The sequence below is a fragment of the Candidatus Cloacimonadota bacterium genome (assembly GCA_034722995.1).
Classification (GTDB): Bacteria; Cloacimonadota; Cloacimonadia; order JGIOTU-2; family JGIOTU-2; genus JAGMCF01.
In genome coordinates this window covers 33,163-52,479 of the sequence record JAYEOL010000026.1, presented here as the reverse complement: position 1 = coordinate 52,479, position 19,317 = coordinate 33,163, and the positions used below count along the sequence as shown (strand labels likewise).

The 19,317-nt window shown below is 33.8% G+C and carries 18 protein-coding genes and 3 tRNA genes; 18 read left to right on the top strand and 3 right to left on the bottom strand.

Annotated elements, in window-relative coordinates; all coding sequences use genetic code 11:
- The 18 genes from U9R23_03635 to U9R23_03550 all read left to right on the top strand — a co-directional run bounded on the left by U9R23_03635 (position 1) and on the right by U9R23_03550 (position 15,293).
- Positions 1 to 756: a methyltransferase gene (locus U9R23_03635; protein MEA3475520.1), complete on the top strand. Its 756-nt coding sequence runs from the start codon at positions 1 to 3 to the stop codon at positions 754 to 756.
- The gene (locus U9R23_03630; GenBank protein ID MEA3475519.1) at positions 756 to 1,601 is read left to right on the top strand and encodes a hypothetical protein; all 846 of its coding nucleotides are present in this window, start codon (positions 756 to 758) and stop codon (positions 1,599 to 1,601) included. The genes U9R23_03635 and U9R23_03630 overlap by 1 nt, the downstream gene beginning before the upstream one ends.
- Before the next feature lie 32 nt (positions 1,602 to 1,633).
- Positions 1,634 to 2,194, top strand: coding sequence for a CDP-diacylglycerol--glycerol-3-phosphate 3-phosphatidyltransferase (gene pgsA / locus U9R23_03625; protein MEA3475518.1), 561 nt, complete (start codon positions 1,634 to 1,636; stop codon positions 2,192 to 2,194).
- Positions 2,184 to 3,254, top strand: coding sequence for a DUF4837 family protein (locus tag U9R23_03620; protein MEA3475517.1), 1,071 nt, complete (start codon positions 2,184 to 2,186; stop codon positions 3,252 to 3,254). The genes pgsA and U9R23_03620 overlap by 11 nt, the downstream gene beginning before the upstream one ends.
- Complete coding sequence (locus U9R23_03615; protein ID MEA3475516.1) at positions 3,244 to 5,751, top strand: lamin tail domain-containing protein; 2,508 nt, start codon at positions 3,244 to 3,246, stop codon at positions 5,749 to 5,751. Before U9R23_03620 ends, U9R23_03615 begins: the two co-directional genes overlap by 11 nt.
- Before the next feature lie 72 nt (positions 5,752 to 5,823).
- A tRNA-Met gene (locus U9R23_03610) sits at positions 5,824 to 5,900 on the top strand.
- A gap of 6 nt (positions 5,901 to 5,906) precedes the next feature.
- A tRNA-Met gene (locus U9R23_03605) sits at positions 5,907 to 5,982 on the top strand.
- A gap of 31 nt (positions 5,983 to 6,013) precedes the next feature.
- Positions 6,014 to 6,090 (top strand) — tRNA-Arg (locus U9R23_03600).
- Between the two features lie 253 nt (positions 6,091 to 6,343).
- Positions 6,344 to 7,888 (top strand): YifB family Mg chelatase-like AAA ATPase, encoded by a 1,545-nt coding sequence (locus U9R23_03595; GenBank protein ID MEA3475515.1) that lies wholly within the window; start codon positions 6,344 to 6,346, stop codon positions 7,886 to 7,888.
- Between the two features lie 12 nt (positions 7,889 to 7,900).
- The gene (gene rodA / locus U9R23_03590; protein MEA3475514.1) at positions 7,901 to 9,127 is read left to right on the top strand and encodes a rod shape-determining protein RodA; all 1,227 of its coding nucleotides are present in this window, start codon (positions 7,901 to 7,903) and stop codon (positions 9,125 to 9,127) included.
- Between the two features lie 287 nt (positions 9,128 to 9,414).
- The gene (locus U9R23_03585) at positions 9,415 to 9,990 is read left to right on the top strand and encodes a D-sedoheptulose 7-phosphate isomerase (protein ID MEA3475513.1); all 576 of its coding nucleotides are present in this window, start codon (positions 9,415 to 9,417) and stop codon (positions 9,988 to 9,990) included.
- Positions 9,991 to 10,010: 20 nt separating this feature from the next.
- Positions 10,011 to 10,301, top strand: coding sequence for a hypothetical protein (locus U9R23_03580; GenBank protein MEA3475512.1), 291 nt, complete (start codon positions 10,011 to 10,013; stop codon positions 10,299 to 10,301).
- Positions 10,302 to 10,315: 14 nt separating this feature from the next.
- Positions 10,316 to 11,593 carry a phosphopyruvate hydratase gene (gene eno / locus U9R23_03575; GenBank protein MEA3475511.1) on the top strand — a complete coding sequence of 426 codons (1,278 nt, stop codon included), beginning with the start codon at positions 10,316 to 10,318 and terminating at the stop codon, positions 11,591 to 11,593.
- A 39-nt stretch (positions 11,594 to 11,632) separates the two neighbouring features.
- Positions 11,633 to 11,944, top strand: a complete 312-nt coding sequence (locus U9R23_03570; GenBank protein ID MEA3475510.1) for a septum formation initiator family protein — start codon at positions 11,633 to 11,635, stop codon at positions 11,942 to 11,944.
- 122 nt (positions 11,945 to 12,066) lie between these two features.
- Positions 12,067 to 13,356: a guanine deaminase gene (gene guaD / locus U9R23_03565; GenBank protein ID MEA3475509.1), complete on the top strand. Its 1,290-nt coding sequence runs from the start codon at positions 12,067 to 12,069 to the stop codon at positions 13,354 to 13,356.
- 68 nt (positions 13,357 to 13,424) lie between these two features.
- Positions 13,425 to 14,054 (top strand): hypothetical protein, encoded by a 630-nt coding sequence (locus tag U9R23_03560; protein ID MEA3475508.1) that lies wholly within the window; start codon positions 13,425 to 13,427, stop codon positions 14,052 to 14,054.
- Complete coding sequence (locus U9R23_03555) at positions 14,035 to 14,811, top strand: hypothetical protein (protein MEA3475507.1); 777 nt, start codon at positions 14,035 to 14,037, stop codon at positions 14,809 to 14,811. Before U9R23_03560 ends, U9R23_03555 begins: the two co-directional genes overlap by 20 nt.
- A gap of 170 nt (positions 14,812 to 14,981) precedes the next feature.
- A complete protein-coding gene (locus U9R23_03550) occupies positions 14,982 to 15,293 on the top strand; it encodes an SHOCT domain-containing protein (GenBank protein ID MEA3475506.1) in 312 nt (103 codons plus the stop codon).
- Between the two features lie 154 nt (positions 15,294 to 15,447).
- Here the strand turns inward: U9R23_03550 and U9R23_03545 are convergent, their stop codons facing one another.
- The 3 genes from U9R23_03545 to U9R23_03535 all read right to left on the bottom strand — a co-directional run bounded on the left by U9R23_03545 (position 15,448) and on the right by U9R23_03535 (position 19,242).
- Positions 15,448 to 16,236 (bottom strand): nitrilase-related carbon-nitrogen hydrolase, encoded by a 789-nt coding sequence (locus U9R23_03545; protein ID MEA3475505.1) that lies wholly within the window; start codon positions 16,234 to 16,236, stop codon positions 15,448 to 15,450.
- Between the two features lie 216 nt (positions 16,237 to 16,452).
- Positions 16,453 to 17,787 carry a TldD/PmbA family protein gene (locus U9R23_03540; protein ID MEA3475504.1) on the bottom strand — a complete coding sequence of 445 codons (1,335 nt, stop codon included), beginning with the start codon at positions 17,785 to 17,787 and terminating at the stop codon, positions 16,453 to 16,455.
- Between the two features lie 72 nt (positions 17,788 to 17,859).
- On the bottom strand, positions 17,860 to 19,242 hold the full coding sequence (locus U9R23_03535; GenBank protein MEA3475503.1) for a TldD/PmbA family protein: 1,383 nt from the start codon (positions 19,240 to 19,242) through the stop codon (positions 17,860 to 17,862).
- Positions 19,243 to 19,317: the final 75 nt, after the last annotated feature.

The window sequence follows — 19,317 nt, the reverse complement described above, 5'->3', positions numbered from 1 at the left end:
ATGATAAAAATCAGAGACAAAAAACAAAACCGGGAAATTCTTAGTGCGAAAAACTACACTTTGGACGCTCTCCAATATAAAAATCTAAAACTTTTACAAAATAAAAAGGGGTATCGTAGTTCAGAGGATTCTTTAATTCTACTGAATATTATTCTTGAAAATATTGGAATTAGTTTTTCTGGCACAGCATTTGAATTTGGCACAGGATCCTGCATTATAGCTATTCTTCTTGCAGCAAAACTCCCTCAAATTTCTATAACTGCCATAGAAGTCCAACCCTCACTTTTTGAACTCGCTCAAAAGAATATTGTAAGTAATCATTTGAGTAATAGAATCAGTCTTATTGAGATGAATGGGAAAGAAGTCAAAAGCAGAATACCTTTCAAGAAATTTGATATTGCTTTCTCAAATCCACCATTTTACCCCGTTGGCAGAGGAAGACTCAGTCCTGATGAAGAGAAGAGAAACGCTCGGCATGAAATTTTATGTACTATGGATGATGTTATTGAATCTTTTGATTTTCTTCTTAAAAAGAATGGATTAGGTTTTATTATATATCCAACATTTAGATGGCGAGAATTTGATGATAAAATTAGAGGTAATACGAAAAAATTTGTACTGCAAAAATACTATTTCTTTAGGGATATAAATAATAGATTATTTGATGATATGTTTAACAATTGTTCATCATCAGCCGATTATGAAAAAATTCTTGAAAAAAGCAACCTATTCGTTGCAAAAATTAAGAGATTATAATGAGTAAGATGTTCTATTTATTTGGGAAACAATATAAGGGATTAATTGGGCATCTTATCTTTGTCTGGCTGACTATTATTATTGCATCTGTTGCTGTTTTGGGCGTTTACTATGCAGAAAAAAAAATTGAGAAGAAAATTAATAACTATTTGTCTTCTTCTCTAATATTGTATCTTGCTCCAAACACAGATACCGAAAAGCTCATTCAGGATTTATTGATGAAATATAAAATAATAAATAAGTTTAGTTTAATTACAGGATTAGAAAGTATTGTAAAATTAGAGAAGGAATTTGACCTATCAAACTTACAAAAATGGGTTATGCCTGAAAATCTTTCAGATTATATCGTTTTGACTATTAATGGGGAAGAGTTCTCTTTGAAAGAATTTCTGCAAATGACAGACCGACTTTCAAGTGACCCACGAATAGCAAGTGTTGATTATAATAAAAGTGAAATAAATAGATTTGGGAAGATTAAATCATTATTGTATCAGTATAAGTATTATCCATTTTTCATTATCATATTTGTAGCAAGTTTTCAGCTTTTTTTGTTCAGAAGACTTATAAGAAACCGCCAGAAAGAGAAGTGGAGACTATGGAAACAAAAAGGCTACAAACATTTGTATAAAATTCCGCATTTACTTACTGAGACAGTTATTTTATTTTTAGTAATTTTCTTAAGCCTTTTAATTCCAATCTATTTTTTGCAGGATAAAATCTATCAATTATTTGATATTCAGGTATTAGAATTAAATTTAGGATGGTATGGAGTTTTTTGTCTCCTTGGAGTATATATTTTTATTTCTTTAATAAACCTGATTTCTAAAGATGAACCCAAAGGTTGATTCTTAGTTATTGTATAAGCAAAGGGCGTATAATGGAAAAGGTGAGAAAGTATAAAAGTCAAATTCCTAATGCACTGACTTTACTTAGAATAATTCTTATTCCATTATTTATATTTCTGGCAATTAAGGAGTATTATCTTGCTACATTGCTGGTTTTTATAATTGCATCATTGACAGATGCATTTGACGGGATAATTGCAAGGAAATTTAAATATGTATCAAGTTTTGGTAAGATTTTCGACCCCTTAGCTGATAAAATTTTAGTTGCTTCAGCATTAATTATTTTGACATTTTGGGGATTAATATATTGGTGGCTGACACTTTTGATATTAGCAAGAGAACTATTTATGACGCTGCTCAGAAATCATCTAATTAAAAGAAAGATTTATTTGGCAGCTAATATATTCGGTAAGATTAAAACTACCGCTCAAATGTCCACAATTATTTTCTCGCTTTTCTATAAAAGTTTTCTTCCTAAATCATTAGTAATTGAAAATATTATATTAATTGCATTTATTTTAGTAACTATTATTACCTGGCTTTCTGCTATAATTTATGTGTTCCAAATCAGGGAGAGATTATATGCGAGATAAAATTATAATATCTGCTTTTTTGATTATAATACTTGGTATTTACGGATGTGGCAAATCTGAATTTTCTCATGAGTCTTCTACAGATATAAGAAAACCGATTTCCTGGGGCAAGTCAAGTGTTATATTTGTATTTGCTGATGACAAGGTATGGGATTATGGCAAATTAGAGATTCTTAAATCACTTGAAAGAGAGTTTTTCACAACAACTAATGAGAAGCTATTTACTGTTCAAAGAGAAGACATATCACAAATCAAAAGGTATTATAAATTTGCGAATCTGCTTTTTCTATGTGATACAAATTCAAATAAACCCACATCACAATATGTAAAATCTATTCTGCCAGAACAGACTTCTTCTTTATCAGACTCAATCCCGGCGGATATTATTGCAGTTAATGATAACTGGTCTCAGAATCAAGCAGTGGTTTTTGTGATTGGAAAGGATATTAAAACTCTGTTACTTTATACTTTTGAAAAATCAAATATAATATTTAAGATTTATAGGAATAGGGAGATTGAGCGTATTAAGAATCTTATTTATAAACCCGGTTTGAATAAGGAAGAGATTGAATATCAAAAAGAGCATTATCCCTGGCACCTTGACTTGCCTTACCAATATCTTACATTTAGAAAAGATGATGGGAATCACTTTGTATCTTACCTGCTTCGTGTTGAAAAGCATCCAGATAGATTTTTAGCAGTATATTGGGAGAATATGCCAGAAAATATTGTGAATAAAGAATGGCTCTGGAATAAAAGACTGGAATTAGGGAAAAAGTATTATGAAGGCGACGAATTCTCTTCTGAAGATGTTACTCAAGAGAAAACACAATTTCTATCTTATAATGGCTACAAACTTTCTGGCAGATGGCAAAATCCAGAATATTTTATTGGAGGAGCATTTGTCAGTTTTGCTTTCTATGACGAGAAGCAGAAGATATCTTATTTAATTGATAATGCAGTTTTTTTCCCTGAAGGCGAAAAGCTGCGAGCACTTATGGGATTGGGAATTATTAGTGAAACTTTCAAAACAAATTATAAGGAAAGCAATGAAAAATAAGAAAAAATTATATTATATTTTAGCACTAATTACTTTATTGATTTTAACAACTTCTGTTTTATCAGCACAAAATATTAAAATCAATGAGATTTATTATGACCACCCAAGTAGTGATGAAGGCTATGAATGGATAGAATTGTATAATGCGGGTTCTATCTCAATAAACATTGCAAATTGGAGAATAGAGAAAGCTGGGAATTATTTTGCAGAGTGTTTTACTTTTCCAGATATTTCCCTTGCTTCTGGTGATTTTCTTCTTATCGGAGAATCAAATGTTGCAAATGCAGATTTGACTACCTCGCTTGCTTTTCAAAATGCTGGAACAGCTACCGATGGAGTAAGAATCATTTCTGCTGATAGTGATACAATTGATACAATACTTTATGACTCCCCAAACTCAAATAATCTTCCAGGTGATGCAAACCAGCCAGGGATTTATTTTGCTCCTGATGTGCCTTCAGGTTATTCCTTAATGCGTTTCCCAGATGGCTGTGATTCTGATAATTGTGAAAATGATTTTTATGATTGTGATAGTCTCACTCTTACTCCAGGCGAGCCAAATGTTATGGTTCAGGATTTGGAAGTCGTTTCTATTTCAATTTTTCCACAACATCCTGATACTCTGGATGATGTATATTTTTCCTTTGAAATTAAAAATAATTCCCCTTTTCAAATTCCACCTGATAGTTGTAGATATGAAATCTTTGTTAACGATACATTGTTTTTTGAGGATGTTATTAGTGATACAATAAATGCAGAGGAGACTGTTTCTATTGAAACTTTCTTGGGGATTTTTACTAAGGGACTCTATAAAATAGCCGTTCAGATATTCTTCTCTGGAGATACCCAGACTACCAACAATTCAATTACTACTTCCTTTCTTGTTGGTAAAGCTCCGATTATCATAAATGAGATTATGTTTGCTCCGACTTCTCCAAATGTAGAATGGGTGGAAATCTATAACCGTTCTGAACAAAATTTTCCTCTTTTAAATTGGAAAATAAGAGATGCAGGAGTAAATTGGAATTCTGTTGAAACGGATAAGATTCTTCTATCCCAATCTTATGCTGTTATCTGTGAAGATTCAAGTGCAGTTAAAGATTATTATGGCAATGATATCCTCCTTTTTCAAACCAATGATTGGTCAGCATTAAACAACACCACGCCAGATGAAGTCCATTTTGCTGATACATATTCTACACAACTTGATTCAGCTTGTTACGATCCAAGTGAAATTTCTGTTCCGAACAATTCTTCCTTAGAACGAATAAACCCTTTTGAAGATGGTTTAGATAATTGGGGAGTTTCAGTAGATACTTGTGGAGCCACACCAGGCAGGGTTAACAGCATAACACCAAAGGATTATGACCTTTGTGCTTCATCTTTAACAAAAGAATTAAATGGAAATATTCTCACATTATCAGGAGTCTGCACTAATGTTGGGTTCAATGATATTGAAGATGCGGAAGCGATATTTTTTAATGATAGCAATTTTAATTTTCAGTTAGATGATGGTGAAGAGATTGCAACCCAGAACTTTTCTATCTCTGCTGAACAATCTGAGGAATTCTCTTATCCTAAAGTAATTAATGAGAAGAATTACTACCATTTTGGATTTCTGATTTTTTCTAATTTTGATTTAGATACATCCAATAATATAATATTTACAACTTACAATTCTCCGCAAAATTATCCAATGCCTATCAATGAGATACAATATGCTCCGAAAGGCGATGAACCGGAATGGCTGGAATTATACAACAATTTCTCCTATCCAATTGATATTTTAGGTTGGAAATTGGCTGATAAACGAGACACTTTAAGTTTATGGTCAGCTAAGCCAATTTTTCTGCCAGAGGAATATATTATTATTGTAAAGGATTGTGCGGATACTTTGCAAATCTTACAAAAGTATTCCTTGATAGATTCAGCCTTTTCAGTAAAATTTGCAATTGGTCTTCCTACTTTAAACAACGATGAAGACATGCTTTTGCTCTGGGATGAATATGGAACAGTAATTGACAGTATTTGTTATTTTTCAGATTGGGGGGAAATTTCAGGGAATTCATTAGAAAGAATAAATACAAATATAAACAGCAATAATCCTGATAATTGGGAGAGTTCTATTAACTTACTTGGTGCGACTCCGGGCAGAGAAAATAGTTTATATATTGAAGAAGTGAATCCACATATCAAATTATCAATTAATCCTAATCCAGTTTCTTTACGAGTGAAAAAATCTGTCTTGATTGAATATAATCTGCCAGAAGTTCTATCAAAAGTGAATGTGCGAATTTTTGATATGAAAGGTAGACTGATTCGTTGGCTTTCTGACCAGCAGTGGATTGGCTCTCAAGGTGCTATTATATGGAATTGCAAGGACGATAATGGGAGGGTGGTGCCAATCGGGATTTACATTGTTTATTTAGAAGCTACTGGCAAACAGAGTGGAAAAATTTTCCAAAAGACGAAGACAATGGTAATAGGTGAGAAGTGATTTAGCCAGATTCAGGCAAGATTTTTCTTGACACTAAAAAGACTATTTGCAATTTTTGCATTTGAAAGTAAACGCGGGGTGGAGCAGTCTGGTAGCTCGTCAGGCTCATAACCTGAAGGTCGTAGGTTCAAATCCTTCCCCCGCTACCATTTTTAGGCGATGTAGCTCAGTGGTTAGAGCAGTGGAATCATAATCCATTGGTCCGGGGTTCGAATCCCTGCATCGCTACCAATTTTATCATTCTGAATTCCCTTATATTTAAGCGCCAGTAGCTCAGTTGGATAGAGCAACAGCCTTCTAAGCTGTGGGTCAGAGGTTCAAATCCTCTCTGGCGTGCCAGTTTCTTATCATGCCAGAGGTAGATACTTCGGATAAAAAATAAACCACAAATTTACACGAATTCACCCCGTTAGATAGTATCCCATTAGATTTCAAGAGTTAAATATTATAAGAACACCTAACGGGGTAAACACTAATAAAAGATTATTTAAAAAATTAGAAATATTTAGATTTATTAGTTTCAGAACTTACTTTTTATTCTTAAAAGAGGATTTATCTTGACCATCAATGATATATTTCACCTTTTTGTCTTATGTTTACAAAAGTAATTTCATTTTCAATAGTGGGCATTGACGCCATTCCAATTGATGTAGAAATGGATGCAAAGGCTTCATCAATGCCATATTTCTCAATGGTAGGTTTACCTGCTAATTCTGTAAAAGAAAGTAAAGACCGAGTAATCACAGCGATTAGGAACAACAATTATTATTTTCCTGCAAAAGCTTATACTGTAAACTTGGCACCTGCAGATGTGAAAAAAGAGGGTGTAGCATTTGATTTACCAATTGCAATTGCTTTGCTTTCTTCACTAAAGCAGATTTCTCCCAATCATCTTGAAGATATTGGACTTGTAGGCGAGCTTTCCTTAAATGGAGAGGTTAGACCTATTAGAGGTATTTTACCTATAACTTTATCAGCAAGAGATAATGGACTCAAAGGAATTATTGTGCCAGAAGAGAATGCAAAAGAAGCTGCTGTTGTGGATGGCATATCTGTATATCCTGTAAATAATTTAAAAGAATGTATTGCTTTTTTGCACGATGCATTGGACATACCGCCTATAAAAGTAAAATTATCATCTATTTTTGAAAGAGAGAGAGTTGATATTATTGATATGTTTGATGTAAAAGGCCAGTACAATGTAAAGCGAGCATTAGAAGTAGCAGCCGCAGGTAGTCATAATATTCTGATGATTGGACCCCCTGGAGCAGGAAAAACAATGCTTGCCCGAAGAATACCATCTATATTACCGGAAATGACTTTGGAAGAAGCTTTGACAACCACTAAGATTCATTCAGTAGTAGGTAAATTACAATCAGAACATTCGCTTGTCGCAGTAAGACCTTTTCGCTCACCTCATCATACTATTAGCGATGTCGCTTTGATTGGTGGAGGAAGTTATCCAAAACCTGGGGAAGTTTCGCTTGCACACAATGGAGTCCTCTTTTTAGATGAGTTACCTGAGTTTAAGAAAACTGTTTTAGAAGTTATGCGTCAGCCATTGGAGGATGGAGTTGTTACAATCTCGCGTGCTATACAGTCCTTGACATTTCCTGCTAATTTCATGCTTGTAGCATCAATGAACCCATGTCCTTGTGGATATTTTGGAAGTAATATAAGTGGTCATGTATGTACTTGCACACCTGCTATGATTCAGAAATATGTTTCTCGTATTTCCGGCCCATTATTAGACAGAATAGATATTCATGTTGAGGTGCCAGCTGTAAAATATGATGAACTCTCAACTGACCCAAAAGGGGAAAAATCAATAAATATACAAAAAAGAGTAAATGAAGCAAGAAAAATCCAACTTGAACGATTTGCTAAGAATAAAAATATATTTTCAAATGCTGATATGGTGTCAAAACATATCAGAATGTATTGCAAGATAGACCGAGAGTGTAAACAACTTTTAAAGATTGCCATTGAGAAGCTTGGACTTTCTGCTCGCGCATATGATAGAATTTTGAAAGTATCTCGTACTATTGCAGACTTGAATAAAAGTATTCATATAAAGCCTGAACATATAAGTGAGGCAATCCAATATCGCAGCCTTGATAGAAAATATTGGTTATAATGATTTGCATTTATGATTAGAGAAGAATTCACAAGGCAATTTGATTGGTTTTTGTTAATTATTCTAATACTGTTATTAGCCTTTGGTGAGATATCAATCTATAGCGCCTCAATTCAAAAAACAGGCGAAAAGGTTATACTGAGTGACTATTACCTTAAACAGTTAATCTGGATATTTGTTGGAATTGCAATTTTTATCTTTGTTTTATACATACCAGAGGTTATTATAGATATTTTTGTAGTTCCATTCTATATTGGTGCTATCTTTCTATTATTATTGGTGTTATTTTTACCAGGGGTCAAAGGTGTTCACCGTTGGATTAATTTTGGTGGATTTGGTCTTCAGCCATCTGAATTGGCAAAGATTGCATCAGTGTTGCTTATAGCTAAAATTATTTCAAAGCGATATTTACAGAAGTGGAAGATAGTTGTATTTTCTTTTTTGGTAATTTTACCACCGATATTATTGATACTTTGGGAACCTGATTTAGGCAGTGCCTTGATTTTCATAATATTTTATTTTCCCATGATTTATTTCGCTGGTATTCCGCTCGTTACCATTATTTTAATATTTTCTCCAATTATCAGTATTATTGTTGGGTTTTCGTTGACATTATGGGTAATTTTTGATGTTATTTTGTTAATAGTTTTATTGTTAAGAAGACTATCTTTGACTTTATCTGGTGTTATTTTTGCAGGTAATTTTTTCTTATCTTTTATCACCCCTTATTTTTGGAATAATTTAAAAGTGTACCAGCAGAAGCGAATCCTTACATTTATTGAGCCTACACGAGATGTGATGGGTAGCGGGTATCAGACAATTCAATCTAAGATTGCTATTGGCTCCGGGGGGATATTTGGTAAAGGATTATTACAAGGTACTCAAAAAAATCTTGCTTTCTTGCCTGAACAGCATACAGATTTTATATTCTCGGTTATAGGTGAAGAGCTCGGTTTTCTTGGATGTACTCTTTTGATAATTCTGTTTATTCTATTAGTTTGGCGAGTAATATGCATTCTTAGAAAGATTCAAAATACAAGAAAACGAATAACAATTGTTGGGATACTTTCTTTTATTGTATGTCAAATAGTAATAAATATTGGAATGAATATTGGGATTTTTCCGGTTGTTGGAATTCCTTTACCATTCATTAGTTATGGAGGTAGCAATCTTCTGGTTAATATGGTTGCAATGGGTATAATTGTTAAATTTGCAGCTGTGAAAAGTTTTATTGAATAAATAGATGAGTCCACTATAAAAAGTCATATTTATGTTTTTATAAACCGTTAAAACGGTTATAGGAAGGTTATGGTTTTATTAACACCCAACTTAAGTTGGGTGTTAATAAGAAGATAGAAATACCCAACCGTTTCAACGGTTTCCCAATTTAAAAGAAAATATCAAAATATTTCATTTTTGACCTTTTTAGAGTGGGCTCATAGATTAGTTCCCCTAAAAATGTAAGTATTTTATTATTTTCTTGAAATCTTTATAGCGGATATTAAAAAATGGAGCAAAAAAGCAATATGAAAAACATAATTAGCTCTTGCTTGAAAGAGCATATTAAAGCGATTGAGTCATTATCTAATTTTACTGAAGATTTGATAACTTCAGCAAAAGAGATGTGTCAAACTTTACGGGATGGGGGCAAGATTATGCTTTGTGGTAATGGGGGAAGTGCAGCAGATGCGCAACACATCGCGGCTGAATTTGTGGTTCGCCTTAGAAGTAATTATAATCGTAAATCACTTTTTGCTCTTGCCCTAACTACTGATACTTCACTGATTACTGCGTGTGGCAATGATTATGGGTTTGAGAATATTTTTGCTCGTCAGATTGAAGGACTGGGCAATAAAGGTGATTTTTTGATTGGAATTAGTACAAGCGGAAATTCTTCAAATGTTTATAAAGCCTTTGAACTTGCCAGAAAAAAGGGAATTAGGACTTTGTTGCTTTCTGGTAAAGATGGTGGTAAAATCAAAAACATTGCAGATAATTCTATTATAGTTTTACATAATAATACAGCTCGAATTCAAGAAGCACATATTACTATTGGACATATTTTATGTCGGTTAGTAGAAGAAATATACTTTAAAAAATAAATATAAAATAAGGAGTCATAATGGGCAGAAAGAAAAAATCTGAAGAAAAATATGAATATGATGCAAAGAAATTCTGTGTCCCTGTAACTAAAATAGGACCTTTAGAAAACATCCAATTTATCATTGATGATTTTGTCAAAAAAAAGGTTTCATTTTGCGTGGATGGAAGCGAGGACAGATGGGAAGTATGGCGATTAGAAGAAGAAGGCGATTCTGATAAAATAAAGAAAAAGGATTATCCGAGAAAACCTAAATTTCTATATGTAAAAGGCAAGAAGATAGATTATGTAACAAAAAATGAGCAGGAATAATATGTGAGGCAAAAATGTCTGAAATAATGAGTATTTATGCACGAGAGATTTTGGATTCTCGCGGGAATCCCACCTTGGAAGTAGAAGTTAAATTAGAATCTGGTGCTTTTGGTAGAGCTGGTATTCCTTCTGGAGCATCAACAGGAGAATATGAGGCAGTAGAACTGCGAGATGGTGATAATGATAGATATAATGGGAAAGGGGTATTGCAAGCAATAAAAAATGTTAATGAAACTATTGCACAGGAGCTAATAGGAAAAGAAAGTATAAATCAAGTTGAAATAGATAAGGTAATGATAGACTTGGACGGCACAGATAACAAAGAAAGATTGGGAGCCAATGCTATTTTAGGCGTATCTGTTGCAGTGGCTAAAGCATCTGCTATGGAATTCGGACTCCCTTTGTATCGCTATATTGGCGGAACCAACGCAAGGATAATACCTATTCCAATGTTTAATATTCTTAATGGGGGAAAGCATGCTGATAATAATGTTGATATTCAAGAGTTTATGATTATGCCTCTCGGGGCAGAAACTTTCCATCAAGCATTACAAATGGCATCAGAGACATTCCACTCCCTGAAAGAAATTCTCAAAAATGGTGGATATAGCACATCGGTTGGGGATGAAGGAGGTTTTGCGCCTAATCTTAAATCAAATGAAGAGGCTTTGAAATTTATAGTTAAAGGAATTCAAAAAACAGGATACCGTCCAGAAGAAGATATTGTTATTGCAATAGATTCTGCCGCATCATCATTCTACAGAAATGGCAAGTATATGATAAATGGCTCTAAACAAAGGCTTACAAATAGTGATTTGGTAGAAATCTATAAAATGTGGGTGAAGAAATATCCAATTGTCTCAATTGAAGATGGTCTTGCAGAAGATGATTGGAAAGGCTGGAAAATGATGACTCAACAGTTGGGCGATAAAATCCAGATAGTTGGTGATGATATATTTGTTACAAATAAAGTCAGATTGGAAAGAGGAATTAAAGAGAAATCAGCTAATTCTATTCTGATAAAGTTAAATCAGATTGGCACTTTGACTGAAACTTTAGATACAATTGAGATTGCAAAAAAAGCTAAATTTACTACAGTAGTCTCTCACCGTTCTGGTGAAACCTGTGATACAACAATTGCTGACCTTGCTGTTGCTGCTAATTGCGGACAGATAAAATCCGGTTCCGTCTCTCGTTCGGAACGAATTGCAAAGTATAACCAACTTTTACGAATTGAAGAAGAATTGGGGGAATCAGCTGTTTTTCCTGGAAAAGATTTGTTCAAAACATAGCTTAGAAATGTATTTTATCCTAATTAAAATCAATAATAAATGAGAAGAAAGAAGAAAAAAAATCTGAGAATCATCCTGATTATTATAGTTATTGCATTGATTTGGTTTCTTTTCTTTGATAAATATAGCTTGATAAAAATAATAACGAGTGATGTCAAAATTAAGCAAAAACAAAATTTAATAGAAGTATATAAAAAACAAGCAAAGAAATTGAAGATTGAAAGAAACAAATTAGAAAATAAGGATGAAAAAGTTATAGAGAAAAAGGCAAGAGAGTTAGGATTAATAAAACCAGGTGAGACAATAATCAGAATTCGTGAAGAGGAGAAAAAAGCACAAAAAGGGGACTAAATCTAACCTGGCTTCAGTCTATCAGTCCCCCCGATTTCATTCAGTCTTGGCCCCAGACGGGCGGGAAGCCTCAACTTGCTACACTAATACGAGTTCATCTATTTGAAATTATAAACTAAAAAATGCGTGCAATATTTAAAGGAACGATTTTATCTCCAATATCAAAGGGCGAAATTTTATTCATAGTTCATGGATACCTCGTGACCTCTGAACAAGGCAATATATTAGAAGTTACTTCCGATAACCCTAGAAAAAAATATAAAAGTTTTCCATTCTACGATTTCTCTGATAGAATAATTTGTCCGGGATTTATTGATATACATAACCACCTGTCACAATTGCCTTTGATGGGACTTTCAGACAATAATCTGTTAACATGGTTGAATAAATTAGTTTTTCCTTGTGAAGAAAGATTTAACTCAATAGATATACCAAAACAGACTGCAGATGCATTTTTTCATCACCTTCTAAAGCATGGCACCACAACTACTTCTACTTATGTAACTGTACATAAAATAGCTACAGATTTAGCATTTCAATCCGCGAGCAAGATTGGAATCAGAGCGTTTATTGGCAAAGTTATGATGAACCAGCAAGTTCCTATCAATATGATAGAAAATACTCAACAGTCTTTGCGAGATTCAGAAGAATTGATAGAAAAGTGGGATGGATATGACAATGGTAGATTGCGGTATGCATTGACTCCACGATTTGCGGTTTCCTGCTCCTTCTCAATGCTTAAAGGTATTGGTGAATTAGCAAGAAAGTATGATGTTTATACCCAGTCTCATCTGGCAGAAAGTAATGGAGAACTTAAACTTATACAAAAACTCTATCCAGATTTTGAAAATTATACTGATGTTTACTACAGAGCAGGAATTTTGTCAGAAAAGACAATTATGGCTCATTGCATTTATTTAAGCGAAATGGAAATTGAAATCCTGCGAAAAACAGGCACAAAGGTAAGCCATTGTCCGACTGCTAACCGATTTCTTGCAAGCGGCATTATGCCTTATAGAAAACTGGAAGAGAAGGGTTTAACTATTGGGTTGGGCACTGATGTGGCTGGAGGTTATAGCCTGTCAATGTTTAATGAGATGAAAGAAGCGATAGAAACATCAAAGACGATAAATCTTATAAATTCCGGAAAACAGTATAAACCAATAACTGTTGAGGAAGCGTTTTATCTTGCCACTCTTGGGGGTGCGAAAGTATTGTCAATTGAAGAAGAAACAGGCAGTTTGGAAATAGGCAAATCTGCCGATTTTCTGGTTATTGACTATCAGAAACTTAATGATTGTAAAGATAATGATATTCTTTCAAATGCAAAAATGATTTTGTCAAAGATGATTTATTTGGGGGGTGAAGATATTATTGAACAGGTTTATGTAAAAGGGAAAAGGCTTGTGTGAATTCTAAATATGAAAACAAAATGTTTGACAAATATTAATCTTACCAAGATTTGAAGACGAAAGGAGAAATGACGGAATTTAACCTATTATCAAATGGTGACGAAAAGGCTATAGACTCCTTAAAAGAATACCACGGTGGTGCAAAGAGCATCATTGAAACTATCAAAAAAATGAGAAACTTTGAAATCCGTAAAAAAATCTTAGCTGAAAAAGGCTACGGCAAAATGATTGAAGAAGCTGATGAATTCGTGAAAAAATTTGTTAAAGTTGGTGATTTTGAAAAAGAAAACAACACTTCTTATAATAGCAATTTTGGCATCGCCACTGCGCAGGTTTCTGGCTGGCAAGGTGCAAAGGTTACACATCATGCAATGAAACGGATTGCTGAAAGTGCTTCTACTGATGAGCCGTGTTTTGTTCCTTCGGAATTTATCTCGGTTGTTGCTTTAACAGATAATTATGTTTACAATGGCGACCTTACGGCAACTCTCACAATGGCTGAAAACATAATGAAAGGTTCAAAATTCTGCAGCACAAATCTAATTGGTATTCCTCAACCAGAGGAAAGATTTGTAGAACTTGAGAAAGTTACTGGTAAAAAGTTTGAACGAGTAGATATTGGAAACGGTTTATCTCAATTAATATTAAAGAATCAGGGTACTTTCTTCGGAAATTTTGGTGGCATTGAAATACAATAACGGTTTACAAAAAGTATTTGAAATTCAAAATAAAATTGAGGATATTCATCCTTTCTTGGAAAAAGTATTCCCAATTGCCATTGTGGAAGATAACCATTTCTTTGTATTTGATACCGATTCACCTGGAAAGAGATATATTTTTGTTAAAGAATCACCTACTACGATGCCAATTGCTAAAGGAGTAAGAGCCGCTTTCCCACTTGAGTGTTATGAAGGTAAGATAACCTGCATAATTTCAGGTGAAATCTTCGAGTCTCTTGAAGGTTACACTACAATATTTCACGAATTTATGCATTATCATCAATGGAAAATCTGTGAACCAAAACTCAAACAAAAGTTGGGAGTAGTTCAGAAAGCAATGGCTAAGAAAGACTATATGTGGGAGTTAAACCACCCTTTTCCATATGAAAACAGTAAATTTACTGAAACTTATTCTCTATTTCTAAAAGCTTTGGAAGAGAACAAACCAGATGACATTTTCAAATATCGTAGTCAATTAGAGCGGATTTTAAGTAAAAGGGATTTTGAATATATGGTTTGGCAGGAATGGAAAGAGGGATTTGCGCGCTTCATTGAAAATCAAATCAGACGCAGGCTTAATCTTAAAGAAAATCATTATGGCATAGAAAAACCTTTTCATAGGATCTCGTTTTATGAAGGAGGTGCAAGGTTTATTGAATTTTTGGGTATGCAAGAACCGGAATTGTTGGGGGACATAGAAAGGCTATTTCATAAAATGTTAAATGGTGAAAGATAAACTTCGGCTAACAGCGTGTTTGCGGTTCGCTTCGCTCACCTAAATACCTTCGGCACTTCGCAAATACGCAAACCGTTAGCCTAAATATGATAGATATTAAAAATAATTAGTGTGAGTGAATTCTTAATAGGAAATGTATTTATGTTTAAAATATAGAAAGGAACAAACTTATGAGAAAATTACATGTGCTTGGTAAGATATTTCTATTTCTGTCTATTATATTATGTACTGGCTGTGTTAATGATTGGTATATGTGGAGTAGAAATTATCCTTTTTATTTTTTATATGGAGGGATTTTTATGAGAATATTGTTTTTAATTATATTAGGATTGATTGTTTATTTCATTATTAAAAGCACAAAATCAAAGAGGGATGATACCTCATTCAAAGATACTGCTTTAGATATTTTAAAGAAGCGATATGCAAAGGGTGAAATCACAAAAGAAGAGTTTGATAAAATGAGGAGAGATTTGGAGAGTTAGTTCTGACTTTACTTTATTGAAATGTAAAACGGTCATATAATTCAATCGTTGCGGGAAATATAACACAATAAGAATAAAAATGGATAGTAAAAAGGAAGAGGGCTTTGAGCAAAAATCTAAAAAATAGGGTTAATAAGCTCATGAATTATAAGTTTTATATCTTGTAAAACTCTCTTTTTCTATCAGCAAAAATATCATTCTTTTCAGTAACAAATTTATCTCTTGCTTCCGCTGGATTAATTTCAACTACCTCTAAAACCTCTTCATTCCCTTTTGCTTGAGCCAATATTTCACCTTTTGGTGATGTGATTTGGCTCATTCCAGTAAATGTAAATTCTTGTGTTTCATTTTTCTCTGTCCCGATTCTGTTTGCTGTAATAGTAAAAATTCTATTTTCAACAGAACGGGTTATCATCGCTTTCTGGCAGAAAGGCAAAACTAAGTTAGCAGAGTGGCAGATGATTTCTGCTCCTTTCAAGGCAAGAGTACGAGCCGATTCCGGGAAAATCCAATCAAAACATATCATCAAGCCAAGTTTTGTTCCATTAAATTCAAAAATATTAAATCCAGTATTGCCTGGTTTGAAAAGTTCTTTTTCATCAAAAAATAAATGGGTTTTCCGATATATCTCAATTTTTCCATTCGGTTGAACTAACATTTGTGAATTGTAAAAACTATTAGCTTCTTTTTCTAAAAAGCCACTTACTATACTACAATTTTCTCTTGCTGAAATGTTTCTAAAGAAGTCAGCGATTCTGCCTGATTTTGCAGGTGCAGAGAGTGGTTCCATCTCCTTTTGATTTGTGAAAAGATAGCCACTCGTAGCAAGTTCAGGAAGAACCACCAAATCTGTCTTACATCCTTGCAGTAATGTTTCTATTTTTTCCAGATTATGTTTCTCATGAAACAATTTGGGGTAAAATTGTAAAAATCCTACTTTCATCTGAAAATCCTTTCTAACCACAAAGGTTCATCCTTCGCAATAGCAGTCCTACTGCTACGGAGAATGGACACAAAGGAAAAAACAAACTTATTCCTATCCGTCTTGGCTCCCGATAAATCGGGAGACAGAAGCCCTCCTCAACTGAATTGGGGATTGGGAATGCTTACAACTTTTTATAATATCTTAATGCGAAATTTGAGTAATATTATAAAATGTTTATCCGCTTATATTAAGTTTTTCTACTAAAATAGATGGTGCTCCGATAGATGAGAAGTTAAATTTGAGATTATCGCCAATAGCAATAATATCTTGAAGTAGTTGAAGGAAATTTCCTGAGATAGTAAAGTTGTGCACAGGATATTTTCTTTCCCCATTTTCCCAGAAAAATCCCTGAGCGCCCATAGAGAAATCTCCGGAAATAGGATTGCAACCACTATGCATACCAGAAAGTTGAACAATTTCAATTGAGCGAGTGAAAAACTTGTATAAATCATCTGACGGGGTTTTACTATTTGGGATAAATAAATTAGATGGTGAAACATTCATTGTGCTTTTATAAGAACGGCTGGCATTACCTGTAGATTTAGTTTTATCCTTTTTTGCAGTAATGGTATTATGAAGATAGGATTGCAAAATACCTTTAGAGATTAGATTCGTGGTTTGTGAAGGATATCCCTCATCATCAAAAGGTCTGGTAGAAAAACCAATATCAAGCAAGGCATCGTCAATGATTGATACGATGTTATTGGCGATTTTGGTATTCAATTTTCCTTTCAGTAAAGAGCTACCTTCTTGAACTGATTTAGCTGAGAAGATGCCACAAAAAGTATCAAGAACGGTTGCAGCCATTTCATTATTGAAGATGATGGGATACTTACCAGATTTAATCTCTCTTGCTTCCAGAAGGTCTAATGCCCTTTTCGCAGATTCATTTCCAATGATTTCAGCATCAATTTGATTGAAATCATGAGAAAATTTGTAGAACATTCCAGATTTCGTTTCATCTTTCTGGCGAGCCAAAGACATAGCATAACCGTAAGCCATATTTGAGATATACGCTTTTTGTAAACCATTTGAATTAGCTATTTTAGTTGACCCCTTTGCATTTCCTATTTCTGAATAAGGAACATTAATAATTTTTTTACTAAACTTCCGAGCGCTTTCTTCCAATAATTTTGCTTTATTTATCTTCTCGCTAACAGTAACTTTTTCAAGTTCAGGATAATAGACATACAATTTTCTTTTGATATCAGGATAGTTTTTGAGTTCAACTTCTTCATCTGATTCAATATATGTAGCATTCTCCTGTGCTTTATTGATTATAGTTTCAAAGGCATTCTTATTTAGTTTTTCAGTATATGCGTATCCAACTGAATTATTTTTAAGTACTCTTACACCAAGCCCGATTGAATCGGCATATTTAAAGCTTTCAACTTCCTGTTTAAATATTTTCACAGAAAAGGAATTAGCTTTTGTTAATAGAATATCTATATCTTTGATATTTCTTTTTTTTGCAATATCAAATATTTGTTCAAACTCTTTTTCAAACATCTTTTCTCCTATAAATTATTTAGCAGTTTCAGCTCCTGCTACTGCCAACTGCTACTTTTATACCTGGCTGATTTATTTTCTTCCACCGACAACTATTTCATCAACTTTAATTGGGGGTTCTCCAACGCATGTTGGAACACTCCCACTTACAGAGCCACACATTCCTTCTGCAAATTTAAGTTCTTTTCCGACCATACTTATTTTATGAAGAATTTTTGCTCCATTCCCAATCAGAGTTGCACCACGAACTGGTTTGGTTATCTTGCCATTTTCTATCAAGTAGCCCTCTGCCACAGCAAAGTTGAAGTCTCCAGTCCCGGGCTGAACAGAGCCACCACCCATTTTTTTTGCATAAAGTCCAAAATCAATTGAAGCAATCATATCATCAAAGTTATCGTTTCCCGCAGCAATGTAAGTGTTTCTCATTCTGGAGGTTGGAGCAAATTTGTATGACTGTCTTCGTCCGCTTCCTGTTGATTTTGTCCCGATTTTTATTCCACCCAAATGGTCTATCATAAAGGATTTTAATATGCCATTTTTAATTAAGACTGTCTTTTGTGTGGGATTTCCTTCATCATCAATTGTAGTGGAGCCCCATGCGTTAGGAATTGTGCCATCATCAATAGCGGTTACACATTGATTTGCGATTTGTTTACCCATTTTGTCTGCAAATACCGAGGCACCTTTTGCGACACTGGTAGTTTCTAAAGCATGTCCGCAAGCCTCATGAAAGATTACACCACCAAAGCCGTTTCCAATGACAACAGGAAATTTTCCAGAAGGGGCATAATCAGCGAGAATCATTGTGACAGCTTGTTTTGCAGTTTTCCGTCCTAATTCTTCAGGGTTCAGTTTTTGAAAGAATTCATAACCTCTTTGTGCTCCGGGTCCTTCTGAACCTGTTTGCATTTCATTTCCTTTACTTGCAATGGATGAAACATAGATTCTTGCATAAGTTCTGGTATCATCAGTAAGTAAATCATCGCTGTTAGCAATTTGAATTTTTTGCTCCTTTTCTGTATAAGTAACATTTACCTGGGAGATCAAATCAGAATAGTTGCGCGCTGCTTTGTCTACCTTTTGTATAAAGTCAATTTTTTCTTTTTTTGTAATAGAGTTAAAAGGAATTTCAATCTTATGTGGTGAGTCAAGATCTTTTTTCTGCAGGTCAAAAGTTACGATATTACCCTTTCCAATATCGGCTTTACTGACAGCATCAGCAGCAGCGAGAAGAGATTTCTCAGAAAGGTCATTTGTAAATGCGTAGATTGCTTTAATACCATAAAATATTCTGATGCCAGCCCCATAGTCTTCTCCTTCAATTGCCTTTTTAATTTGTCTGTCTAAAAGTTGAATAGAGGAATTAAAAGTATCCTCTATAAAAATTTCAGCAAAATCAGCTCCATTTGACAAAGCCATTTCCAAAACTTTTTCTAATAATCTTTGATTTAACATACAGCCTCCAGATTTGGAGTGAAATTCTAATTATATGAATTTATGTCAAGAAAAGGAACAATAATCTTTGACAAT

Bases quoted from the DNA above. Each gene is read 5' to 3' on its own strand.
- U9R23_03635 (MEA3475520.1), top strand. From the start codon at position 1: ATGATAAAAATCAGAGACAAAAAACAAAACCGGGAAATTCTTAGTGCG.
- U9R23_03630 (MEA3475519.1), top strand. From the start codon at position 756: ATGAGTAAGATGTTCTATTTATTTGGGAAACAATATAAGGGATTAATT.
- pgsA (MEA3475518.1), top strand. From the start codon at position 1,634: ATGGAAAAGGTGAGAAAGTATAAAAGTCAAATTCCTAATGCACTGACT.
- U9R23_03620 (MEA3475517.1), top strand. From the start codon at position 2,184: ATGCGAGATAAAATTATAATATCTGCTTTTTTGATTATAATACTTGGT.
- U9R23_03615 (MEA3475516.1), top strand. From the start codon at position 3,244: ATGAAAAATAAGAAAAAATTATATTATATTTTAGCACTAATTACTTTA.
- U9R23_03595 (MEA3475515.1), top strand. From the start codon at position 6,344: ATGTTTACAAAAGTAATTTCATTTTCAATAGTGGGCATTGACGCCATT.
- rodA (MEA3475514.1), top strand. From the start codon at position 7,901: ATGATTAGAGAAGAATTCACAAGGCAATTTGATTGGTTTTTGTTAATT.
- U9R23_03585 (MEA3475513.1), top strand. From the start codon at position 9,415: ATGAAAAACATAATTAGCTCTTGCTTGAAAGAGCATATTAAAGCGATT.
- U9R23_03580 (MEA3475512.1), top strand. From the start codon at position 10,011: ATGGGCAGAAAGAAAAAATCTGAAGAAAAATATGAATATGATGCAAAG.
- eno (MEA3475511.1), top strand. From the start codon at position 10,316: ATGTCTGAAATAATGAGTATTTATGCACGAGAGATTTTGGATTCTCGC.
- U9R23_03570 (MEA3475510.1), top strand. From the start codon at position 11,633: ATGAGAAGAAAGAAGAAAAAAAATCTGAGAATCATCCTGATTATTATA.
- guaD (MEA3475509.1), top strand. From the start codon at position 12,067: ATGCGTGCAATATTTAAAGGAACGATTTTATCTCCAATATCAAAGGGC.
- U9R23_03560 (MEA3475508.1), top strand. From the start codon at position 13,425: ATGACGGAATTTAACCTATTATCAAATGGTGACGAAAAGGCTATAGAC.
- U9R23_03550 (MEA3475506.1), top strand. From the start codon at position 14,982: ATGAGAAAATTACATGTGCTTGGTAAGATATTTCTATTTCTGTCTATT.
- U9R23_03545 (MEA3475505.1), bottom strand. From the start codon at position 16,236: ATGAAAGTAGGATTTTTACAATTTTACCCCAAATTGTTTCATGAGAAA.
- U9R23_03540 (MEA3475504.1), bottom strand. From the start codon at position 17,787: ATGTTTGAAAAAGAGTTTGAACAAATATTTGATATTGCAAAAAAAAGA.
- U9R23_03535 (MEA3475503.1), bottom strand. From the start codon at position 19,242: ATGTTAAATCAAAGATTATTAGAAAAAGTTTTGGAAATGGCTTTGTCA.